This window comes from Mesorhizobium sp. M0848, from assembly GCF_040319805.1.
GTDB lineage: Bacteria > Pseudomonadota > Alphaproteobacteria > Rhizobiales > Rhizobiaceae > Mesorhizobium.
In genome coordinates this window covers 137,940-148,743 of record NZ_JAMYOM010000020.1, presented here as the reverse complement: position 1 = coordinate 148,743, position 10,804 = coordinate 137,940, and the positions used below count along the sequence as shown (strand labels likewise).

At 63.6% G+C, this 10,804-nt stretch carries 8 protein-coding genes; 5 read left to right on the top strand and 3 right to left on the bottom strand.

All coding sequences use genetic code 11. From position 1 onward, the window contains the following. The first annotated feature begins 104 nt into the window (after positions 1-104). On the top strand, positions 105-1,391 hold the full coding sequence (locus NKH95_RS22705; RefSeq protein WP_352893275.1) for an NAD(P)/FAD-dependent oxidoreductase: 1,287 nt from the start codon (positions 105-107) through the stop codon (positions 1,389-1,391). 263 nt (positions 1,392-1,654) lie between these two features. Beyond that, positions 1,655-2,482 (top strand): SH3 domain-containing protein, encoded by an 828-nt coding sequence (locus NKH95_RS22700; protein ID WP_352735553.1) that lies wholly within the window; start codon positions 1,655-1,657, stop codon positions 2,480-2,482. A 91-nt stretch (positions 2,483-2,573) separates the two neighbouring features. On the opposite strand, the gene NKH95_RS22695 is transcribed toward NKH95_RS22700, so the two are convergent. Next, on the bottom strand, positions 2,574-3,320 hold the full coding sequence (locus NKH95_RS22695) for an SDR family oxidoreductase (RefSeq protein WP_352441046.1): 747 nt from the start codon (positions 3,318-3,320) through the stop codon (positions 2,574-2,576). 314 nt (positions 3,321-3,634) lie between these two features. Between NKH95_RS22695 and zwf the strand changes: the two genes are divergently transcribed. The 3 genes from zwf to edd all read left to right on the top strand — a co-directional run bounded on the left by zwf (position 3,635) and on the right by edd (position 7,699). Continuing rightward, complete coding sequence (gene zwf / locus NKH95_RS22690; protein WP_023809187.1) at positions 3,635-5,104, top strand: glucose-6-phosphate dehydrogenase; 1,470 nt, start codon at positions 3,635-3,637, stop codon at positions 5,102-5,104. Beyond that, positions 5,086-5,802 carry a 6-phosphogluconolactonase gene (pgl, locus tag NKH95_RS22685; protein ID WP_352893272.1) on the top strand — a complete coding sequence of 239 codons (717 nt, stop codon included), beginning with the start codon at positions 5,086-5,088 and terminating at the stop codon, positions 5,800-5,802. Before zwf ends, pgl begins: the two co-directional genes overlap by 19 nt. 73 nt (positions 5,803-5,875) lie before the next feature. Further along, positions 5,876-7,699 (top strand): phosphogluconate dehydratase, encoded by a 1,824-nt coding sequence (edd, locus tag NKH95_RS22680; RefSeq protein WP_128302653.1) that lies wholly within the window; start codon positions 5,876-5,878, stop codon positions 7,697-7,699. Between the two features lie 68 nt (positions 7,700-7,767). On the opposite strand, the gene NKH95_RS22675 is transcribed toward edd, so the two are convergent. After that, a complete protein-coding gene (locus NKH95_RS22675; RefSeq protein ID WP_352893269.1) occupies positions 7,768-9,426 on the bottom strand; it encodes a vWA domain-containing protein in 1,659 nt (552 codons plus the stop codon). Between the two features lie 364 nt (positions 9,427-9,790). Then, positions 9,791-10,789: a GlxA family transcriptional regulator gene (locus NKH95_RS22670; RefSeq protein ID WP_032908654.1), complete on the bottom strand. Its 999-nt coding sequence runs from the start codon at positions 10,787-10,789 to the stop codon at positions 9,791-9,793. Between the last annotated feature and the right edge of the window lie 15 nt (positions 10,790-10,804).

Here is a 10,804-nt window from a genome sequence, read left to right as displayed (position 1 = left end):
CCCACTCTAGTTCAATACAAGTCGAGTCGTCTAGTCGTCTAGTCGACTAGTCTCCTAGTCCCCTACTCCCCTACTCCCCTACTCCCCTACTCCCTGCGAGCATCATGGCCTACCAATCCCCGATCTCCCCCGGCCGGTCCTGGTATGAGGACACAGCCGGTCCGAGACCTGAATACCCGGCGCTGGATGGCGACCGGGCATGCGATGTCGTCATCGTCGGCGGCGGCTTTACCGGTCTGTCGGCGGCGGCGCACCTGGCCAAGGCAGGCACCAATGTCGTGCTGATCGACGCTTACCGCTTCGGCGATGGCGCCTCCGGTCGCAATGGCGGGCAGCTCGGCACCGGCCAGCGCGCCTGGGCCGAGGACCTGGAAGCCGAGTATGGCTTGGCCCGCGCCAAGGCGCTGTTTGATCTTGCCGAAGAGGCCAAGGCGCATCTCCTCGAATTCACTGCCGCCAACCAGATCGATATCGACTATATGCCGGGCCAGCTCTCGGTGGCGCACAAGCCGCGCTATGTCGACGACTACAAGGCGCATGCCGAGATCATGGCGAGCCGTTTTTCCTACCCGCATATCTCGTTCATGGATGCCAGGGAGACGGCGGAGCGGTTGGGCTCGACCGCCTATTTCGGCGGCACGCACGACACCGGCACCGGCCACATCCATCCGATGAAGCTGGTGATCGGCACGGCGCGGGTGGCAGCGCTTGCAGGCGCGCAGCTGTTCGAGGGGACGCCGTCAACCGGCATCATGTCCAGTGGCGGCAAGGTCAAGGTTTCGACACCGAGGGGGACGGTGACGGCGCAGAAATGCCTGATAGCGGTCAACGCCTATGGCGGCGCGCTCGAGCCGGTTAGTGCGGCGCACATCATGCCGATCGGTTCCTTCATCGGTGCGACCGTGCCTTTGGGAGCGGATTCGAACGTTTTGCCGGGCGGCGAGGCGGTCGACGATTCCCGCTTCGTCGTGCGCTATTTCCGCAGATCGAAGGACGGACGGCTGCTGTTTGGCGGACGCGAGGTCTATGGCGTCAACGATCCGAAGGATATCCACATTCACATCCGCCGCCAGATCGCGGAACTCTATCCGGCGCTCGGGGATGTCGAGATCACGCATGGCTGGGGCGGCTATGTCGGCATCACGGTGCCGAGAAAGCCTTTCGTGCGCGAAGTGATGCCCAATGTGATCTCGGCCGGCGGCTATTCCGGCCACGGCGTCATGCTGTCGAACTACTTCGGTAAACTCTATGCTGAAACCGTTGCCGGCAACCGCGACCGGCTGAAGCTGATCGAGGATCTGAAAATCCCGCCGTTCCCCGGCGGTCGGCGCTTCCGCACGCCGCTGCTGTTCCTGGCGCTCAACTGGTTTGCGTTGCGGGACAGGATCTAGCCGACCGACCTGATGTAATATTGTAATATTCATTGTAACATTTGTTGCCCGTGCGACGCATTGCGCAATTTCCCGCAAAGGCGCAGAATCCCCTATAATGGCGTACTGATGCCACAATCGCAGGCGAAAGCTGCCGGTTCTGGGCGATTGTTCGGGGATTGTTGCGGGACTGCCCGCGTTGTTTTTTTGACCTATGCGGATCAGACGCCGGACTTCCGGCACCGACCGATAGAACGTCGGCCCCGCTTATGGAGGTGGCAAGAGTGAGAGAGCCCTTCAGTTTCGGTACGCCGGAACGTCGGCGCTTTGCCATGCAGTTCGGATACGACATGCGGCCGTCCTTCTGGCAGGAAGTCCGTTCGAACTCGCATCTGGTGATCGCCGCGATCGGCACTGCCGCGCTGCTTGGCGTCGCCGCCGTGGCGCTGTGGCTGGCATTGCCGGCCAGCGACAGACAAGCGGCAGCGAGCCCCGAGCAGACCATTCCAACGGTTCCGGTGAAGACGACGAAAATAACCCCGGTTGGGGCCGCGGTCGCCGCGGCAGCCGTGCCGCAGGCGCGCAAGTCCGACGCTATTCCGACAACCGTGGCGGCCGCGCAAGCCAACATCTCCGCACTCGCCGCCAACGATCCGCGCTGGACCGGTTCGCAGCCGAAGGACGCCGCCACTTCCGATTCGACTGCTCCCAGCCAGGCAGCGGACAAGCAAGCTGCGGCATTCGCACAGCCGGCAGCCGATACCGATGCCGCCACCGAACTTGCCAAGGTAGCCGCGCCCAGCGCAGCCGCGGGCAACCACCCCGACGGCGCACAAACCGCCGCCATCCCCGCGGTGCAGCCGCAAGAGCCAGCGGCAGAAGGCGATGACAGCCAAGCCAAGGCGAAGCCCAGGAAAGCCGCAGCCGCCGGAACAGGGCGCATCCTGAGGGCCGTGACCATGCGAAGCGGCCCGAAGAAAAATGCCGCCGCCATCGGTACGGTGCCAGCCAAAACCTCGGTGCAGGTGATGAGCTGCAAGAAATGGTGCCAGATCACCTACAACGGCAAGACCGGCTGGATCTACAAGAGTTACATCAAGACCGGCGCCTGACGCCCACCGCTCTGCGTGAGGCAGGCCTGTTGTTCTGATGCATGTCGTTCTCCCAAACCGGGGCCGCTTTCGAGCGACATACATCAGGCTTTCAGATGCAGCGGCCGCCATCGACCTCCAGCGCCACGCCGGTGATGAAGGCGGCCTCGTCCGAGGCCAGCCAGAGTGCGGCGTTGGCGATGTCGAGCGGCGTCGAAAGCCGGCCGAGTGGGATCGATGCGCGGAACTTCTCGCGGATCTCGGGCGTGTCGGCGCCCATGAATTTCTCCAGCATGCCGGTCTCGCCGGCAACCGGGCAGAGGCAGTTGACGCGGATGTTCTTCGGCGCCAGTTCCACCGCCATCGATTTGGTGGCGGTGATCGCCCAGCCTTTCGACGCATTGTACCAGGTGAGGCCGGGGCGCGGCCGCAGACCCGCGGTGGAGGCCGTGGTCAGGATGACGCCGCCGCCCTGCCGCTCCATGATCGGCACCACGGCAAGTGCCGCGTGATAGATCGCCTTCATGTTGACGGCGGTTATCAGGTCGAAGGTGTCCTCGTCGACATTGAGCATGTCGCCGTTGCGATGGGTGTAACCGGCATTGTTGACCATGATGTCGATGCGGCCGAAGGCGCTTTTCGCGGCATAGATCATCTCGTCGAATTCGGAGCGCAGCGAGACATCCGTCTGGGTCCAGATCGCAGCTTCACCGATTTCGCCGGCGACGCGCTCCGCACCCCTGGCGTTGAGATCGGCGACAACGACCCTGGCACCCTCCTGCGCAAAGCGCCTGGCGATGCCCTCGCCAAAACCCGACGCAGCACCGGTGATGATCGCAACCTTGTTTTCCAGACGCATGTTTTTTCCGCTCATTATTGGTGACGATCAACGGGCACGTCATTGGCGCTCCTCCGCGCAAAGCCACGGCTTCTGACCGGATTGGCCGAAAGATGTGGGTCCATCGCCGATTTCTCCTTTGGCTTTCGCGTCGATCCCGCTCTATGCTGCAACTGCGAAGGCTTCCGGAGCCGCGCCTTCGACAAGCCTCCGGGTCATCGGACTGTCAAGGGGCCGGCGCATACACCCAGATGTGACACCATGGCACTGGAAAATTTAAATCGATTAGATTATATCAGCCGCGTCACAGCGACCGGCGTCAAAGCGGACAGACCATGACCAGCCAGATCATCCCCGTCGAGCCTTTCGACTTCATCATTTTCGGCGGCACCGGCGATCTGTCGGAACGCAAGCTTCTGCCGTCGCTCTATTATCGCCAGCGCGACCATCAGTTTTCGGAGCCGACACGCATCATCGGCACGTCGCGCTCGAAAATGAGCGACGAAGAATTCCAGGCCTTCGCCAAACAGGCGATCTCCGAGCACGTCAAACCGGCCGACATCGACGCCAAGGAACTGAAGACTTTTCTGGCGCGGCTGTCCTACGTCTCCGCCGATGCGACGAGCGGCGCCGGCTTCGACAAGCTTAAGAAGGCGATCGGAGACAGCGACCGCATCCGAGCCTTCTACCTGGCGGTGGCGCCGGCGCTGTTCGGCGACATCTCGCACAAGCTGAAAGAGCACAATCTGATCACGCCGAACTCGCGCATCGTGCTGGAAAAGCCGATCGGCCGCGATCTCGATTCGGCACGCAAGCTCAACGACCTGGTCGGCGACGACTTCCACGAAAGCCAGATCTTCCGCATCGACCATTATCTAGGCAAGGAGACGGTGCAGAACCTGATGGCGCTGCGCTTCGCCAACGCGCTCTACGAGCCGTTGTGGAATTCAGCCCACATCGACCATGTCCAGATCACAGTGGCCGAGACCGTCGGTCTGGAAGACCGCGTCACCTATTACGACAAGGCCGGCGCGCTGCGCGACATGGTGCAGAACCATATGCTGCAGCTGCTGTGTCTCGTCGCCATGGAAGCGCCGTCATCGATGGATGCCGACGCCGTGCGCGACGAGAAGCTGAAGGTGCTGCGGGCGCTGAAGCGCATCAACGGCAACGAGGCGCCAAAGCACACCGTGCGCGGCCAGTACCGCGCAGGCGCCTCGGCCAGCGGAGCTGTAAAGGGCTATGTCGAGGAGCTTTCCCACGACAGCAATACCGAGACCTTCGTCGCCATCAAGGCCGAGATCGGCACCTGGCGCTGGGCGGGCGTTCCGTTCTACCTCAGGACCGGCAAGCGGCTGGCAACCCGGGTTTCGGAAATCGTCATCGAATTCAAGCCGATCCCGCATTCGATCTTCGGCGACAGCGCTGGTCCGATCTTCGCCAACCAGCTGGTCATCCGGCTGCAGCCCGACGAAGGCGTCAAGCAGTTCATCATGATCAAGGATCCGGGTCCGGGCGGCATGCGGTTGCGCCAGATCTCGCTCGACATGAGTTTTGCGCAGTCCTTCGATGGCCGCGCGCCGGACGCCTATGAGCGGCTGATCATGGACGTCATCCGTGGCAACCAGACCCTGTTCATGCGCCGTGACGAAGTCGAGGCGGCGTGGAAATGGATCGACCCGATCCAGAATGCCTGGGAAAGTGCCAGGCAGGAGGCGCAGGGCTACACGGCGGGCACCTGGGGCCCATCGGCCTCGATAGCACTGATCGAACGTGACGGGCGGACATGGCACGAGAGCAATTGAACAGCGCCGCCTATAGCTGGAACGGCTTCGCTGAGCGCCAGGAACTGGCGGCAGCCCTTGCCGGCCATGTTGCAGGCAGACTGACCAAGGCGATCGCCGAGCGCGGCACGGGGCTGCTCGCCGTCTCCGGCGGCACCACGCCGGCAAAATTCTTCGCCGCCCTTTCGGCGATACCTATCGCTTGGGACAAGGTGATCGTGACGCTGGTCGACGAGCGTTTCGTGCCGGCCTCCTCGCCACGCTCCAATGCCGGGCTGGTAGCCGCCAATCTGTTGCAGAACGCGGCCAAGGCGGCTCGTTTCGTGCCGCTCTATCACGAAGCCACCAGCATCGAGGATGCGGCCTCGTCCGACGATGCAGCGCTCCGGTCCTTACCCTGGCCGCTCGATGTCGTCGTTCTCGGCATGGGGCCGGACGGCCACACCGCCTCGTTCTTTCCCGATGCCGACGATCTGGCAACGCTGCTCGAGCCGTCTTCCGACAGGATCGTGCTGCCCGTTCATGCGGCAAGCGCGGGCGAGCCGCGGCTGACCCTGTCGCTGGCGCGCATCGTCGAAGCCGGCTTCATCGCGCTGCACATAGAGGGTGAGGACAAGCGTGTCGCCTTCGACGGCGCGGTTGCGCCCGGGCCGCGAAAGCCAATCCGTGCCGTGCTCGACGCAGCACATAAGCCCGTAGAGGTTTTCTGGGCCCCCTGAATCTCGATTTACTCTGGTCCCGGCAAACGGCGGGAGGATGTTTCCGGGACCTCGCCTGAAAGGACCGACCGCCATGACCGCCAGACGCGACATCGAAGCCATCACCGAACGCATCCGCCAGCGCTCAAAGCCAGGCCGCGAGCGTTATCTCGGCCGCATCGCCGAGGCATCGAACCGCACCGCCAACCGGGCTGTGCTGTCGTGCGGCAATCTCGCCCACGGCTTTGCGGTGTGCAGCCCCTCGGAAAAGCTCGCGCTTGGCGCCGACAAGGTGCCGAACCTGGGCATCATCACCTCCTACAACGACATGCTGTCGGCGCATCAGCCGTTCGAGACCTTCCCGGCGCTGATCAAGGACGCGGCCCGCGAAGCCGGCGGCATCGCCCAGGTGGCCGGCGGCGTACCGGCAATGTGCGATGGGGTCACGCAAGGCCAGCCCGGCATGGAGCTGTCGCTGTTTTCGCGCGATGTCATCGCCATGGCCGCCGCGATCGGCCTGTCGCACAACATGTTCGACGCCGCCGTCTATCTCGGCGTCTGCGACAAGATCGTGCCGGGGCTGGTGATCGCAGCGCTCACCTTCGGCCATCTGCCGGCGGTGTTCATTCCGGCCGGACCGATGACATCAGGCCTGCCCAATGACGAAAAAGCCAAGGTCCGCCAGCTCTTCGCCGAGGGCAAGGTCGGACGCGCCGAACTGCTGGAGGCCGAGTCCAAATCCTATCATGGGCCGGGGACCTGCACCTTCTACGGCACGGCGAATTCCAACCAGATGCTGATGGAGATCATGGGCCTGCACACGCCGGGCGCTTCCTTCGTCAACCCTGGCACGCCGCTGCGCGAGGCGTTGACCCGCGAGGCGACGAAGCGGGCGCTGGCGATCACCGCGCTCGGCAACGCCTATACGCCTGTCGGCCGGATGATCGACGAACGCTCGATCGTCAACGGCGTCGTCGGCCTGCACGCCACCGGCGGCTCGACCAATCACACCATCCACCTGATCGCCATGGCGGCGGCGGCCGGCATAGCCATCACCTGGCAGGATATTTCCGACCTGTCGGAGGCGGTGCCACTGCTGGCGCGGGTCTATCCGAACGGCCTCGCCGACGTGAACCATTTCCACGCCGCCGGCGGGCTCGGCTTCCTGATCCGCGAGCTGCTCGACGAAGGCATCTTGCATGAGGATGTGCAGACGGTGTGGGGCGAAGGCCTGCGGCCCTATGCGGTCGAGGCAAAGCTCGGCGCCGACGGAGGCGTGGTGCGCGAGGCCTCGCCGAAGGCAAGCGGCGACGAAAAGGTGCTGGCGCCGTTCAACAAGGCATTCCAGGCGACCGGCGGCCTGAAGGTGCTGTCAGGCAATCTCGGCCACGCCGTCATCAAGACTTCCGCGGTGAAGCCGGAGCGGCGTATCATCGAGGCGCCGGCCAAGGTCTTCGACAGCCAGCAAGGGCTGAACGATGCGTTCAAGGCCGGCACGCTGATCGGTGATTTCATCGCCGTCATCCGCTTCCAGGGGCCCAAGGCCAACGGCATGCCGGAGCTGCACAAGCTGACTACCGTGCTCGGCATCCTGCAGGATCGCGGCCAGCGCGTGGCGCTGGTCACCGACGGACGCATGTCGGGCGCCTCCGGCAAGGTGCCGGCGGCGATCCATGTCACGCCGGAAGCGGTCGAGGAGGGTCCTATCGCCAGGATCCACGAAGGCGACATCATCCGGCTCGACGCCGAAGCCGGCACACTCGAAGTGCTGGTGCCGGCCGGCGACTTCGCTTTGCGCCGGACGGCGGATGCCGATCTCATCGGCAACGAGTTCGGTTTCGGCCGCGAGCTGTTTGCCGGCTTTCGACAACTGGTCGGCCGCGCCGATCATGGCGCCAGCGCCTTCGGCACGGCTTGACGGCAGTTCTGCGTAGTTCACGAAAAAGGGCGGCACATGGCCGCCCTCTTGCGGTTGTGCATACGATTCTATTGCACGGTTAGCTCGGCTCGCTCGCCGGCCTTGACCGTCACGTTGCCTTCTTTGGAACTGTTGTCGGATTTCTCCGAGACGACGGCGTAGTCGCCCGCAGGGATCGCTGCCTGATACTTCTGGTCGAATGCATAGCCAAGCGACTTGCGGTTGCCGTTGATGTCCTTCTTGGCCTCGAAAATCTCGATCTTCGAGGCTCCGGGCGCGATGATCGCCAGCACGCCGGCATTCATTGCGACCTTCAGATTCTGAGATTCGCCCACCTTGACAGTGAACGGCTGCTCGACGACGGCGAGATCAACCGTCGCAATCAACACATAGTCATCGGGTGGCAGATCGAATTTGCTGTCGGGTCCGTAGGCATAGGTCACCTCGTCTCTGGTTCCATCGATCTTCTTTTTTGCCTTGAGCACCTTGAAGCCGATGCCTGAACCGTCCGCCTTGTCGCCGCCGGCAGCATAATAAGCATTGGCAACGACATGGCCGACACCGGCAATCATGTCCTTTTCCACGGTCTTGCCGGCAGCCAGCGGAATCGTCTCGGTAGCCGCCCCCTGCCCGATCGTGACAGTCACCTTCTGGTCGCCGGCCGGCAACACGGCTTTCGTCGTCCCATAAAAGGTCGCGGGCATGTCTGCACCCGGATAATCGATGACGACAGCCGCGCCATCGACGACATCCGCCCCCGCGTTCGGTCGCGGGTGGATGATGAGCGTGCCGGCATTCAAGTTGAAAAGCGGCTTGTAGACCTGGCCGACCTCGATCTTGACCTTCTGCTCGGTTTTCGCCTGGCCGTCACTGGCCACGACGATATAGTCGCCCGGTTCCAGATTGGCCTTATAGGCGCCGTATTCGGTGCTGACGTAGTCGCCGCGCGTACCGTCGGGTTTGGCCTTGTGGATTTCCCAGGCGTTGCCGTCGGTGACGGGATCGCCGCCCTCGGCAAGCACCGCTATCGGCAGGAAATTGAATTCCGGTTTGGCCGGCTCCGGCGCGGGCGCTGGCGCAGGTGCCGGAGCCGGTTCAGGAGCAGGCGCCGCCACTGTCTCGGCAAGCGCCTCCTGCAACGCCTTCTCGTCGGAGGCCTGGATGTATTTGCCCCCGGTGTTGTCGGCGAGGCAGGCGATCTGCTTGCCCTCGTCGGCGGTGAGGCCGAAGCCGACGACATCGGCGGTGAAGTCGACGCCGGATGCCTCGAGCTCCTTGCCGAGCGCGCAGGGGTCGCCGCCGCATGTTTCGAGCCCGTCGGTGATGAGCACGACGGTCGCCTTGTCCTCGGTGTATTTCAACGCCTCGGCCGCCTGCTTGACGGCAGCGGTCAGCGGTGTCTTGCCGAGGAATTTCAGGCTGTCGGCAGCGGCCGAAATGGCGCTGCCCGAACCTGCCTGCGGCGGCACGATCAGCTGGATGTCGTCGCAGCTGCCCTTTGCACGATGGCCATAGGCCATGAAGCCGATCTCGTCGTCGGTGGGGACCGATTGAAGCACGGTTCGAAGCGACTCGCGGGCGATTTCGAGCTTGGGCTTGCCGTCGATCTGCGCCCACATCGAGCCGGACGCATCGAGAATGATGATGACCTTGTTTGCGGCGAAGCCGAACGTCGTCATCGACAAAAGGAGGACCGCCACCGCGACACCCCGTGCAAGTCCCGCCATCGAAATCTCCTAAATCCACCCCTGATCCGGGCGGCAAGCTATTTGACGCGGCGCCGGGACACAAGTCCGGGCGCCGGTGCGTAGGGCTCCGAACCCAGCTTGACAAAGACCAGACGGCAGCCAGTTCGGCAGTGCCGGCAGTTTTTGCGATAGGAATTTTTTCTTGACTCTATGCCCTCAGCTATGGTACATTTTCGTCCATGGTGCTGATTTGCGCCGGTGACCCGCCGCTCAGGCGGGTTTTTCGTTTGATGCACCCGTCAGCCTACGCGCAGCGAAGGCACCGAAGGAACCCGTTAACCCGAAATCGCTGCCCTGGTCCGATGCGCCGGGCCGAATGCCGTACTTTCAACGGAAGCGAAGTTCAGTAGGTCGTGCGGCGCTCTTCCGAGGGCGGCCTGCCGAATTGCAGCCGGTAGCTCTGGGCGAAGTAGGAATGCGAGGTGAAGCCTGTCGCGATCGCCACGTCGAGGATCGGCATGTTGGTCTGGCGCAGCAGTTCGCGCGCCCGCTCCAGCCGCAACCGCATGTAATAACGGCCGGGCGTGACGCTGAGATGGCGCAGGAACAGGCGCTCGACCTGGCGCACCGAAAGGCCGGCGGATTTGGCCAGCTGTACCGCCGACAGCGGCTCGTCGAGGTGGTCGGCCATCAGTTCGACGATACGCCTAAGCTTCTCCGACTTGCCGGTCAGGTCGCGTTCCGGCCCGACGCGCTGACGGTCGCCGGCCGAGCGGATGCGTTCGTGCTGGAACTGGTTGGCGACGCCATTGGCGAGGTTCGAGCCGAAATCGCCGCGCACGATCTCCAGCATCAGGTCGATCGAAGTGGTGCCGCCGGCACAGGTGTAGCGCTTGCGATCGATCTCGAAGACGTTGCCGGTGCAGTTGATGTCGGGGAAGCGTTCGACGAAGCCGGCACGGTTTTCCCAATGGATGGTGCAGCGATAGCCTTCGAGCTGGCCGGCCTCGGCCAGCAGATAGGAGCCGACCGACAGGGCACCCAGCGCATTGCCGCGCCGGCCCCAGCTTCGCAAAGCCGCCAGCACCTTGCTCTTGCCGGGGAATTCCGTCGTCAGCCCAACCGAGACGAACAGGATATCGACCGGCGGCAGGTCGGCAACGGCATAGTCGATCTTGAGCGGCAGGCCGTTGGAAGCCATCACCGGATCGCCATCGGCCGACACCGTCGTCCAGCCGTAGAAGTCACGGCCGAGCAACCGGTTCGCCGACCGGAACGTATCGATCGCGGCAGCCAGCGAGAACATGGAGAACTTGTCGACCAGCAGGAATGCGAACTGCCGGCCACCTTGAACGGGGTCCGCGATGACCGGCCGTTCTGAGGGAACACTGGGGTTCGGCAAAGCTGCGGCTTTCTG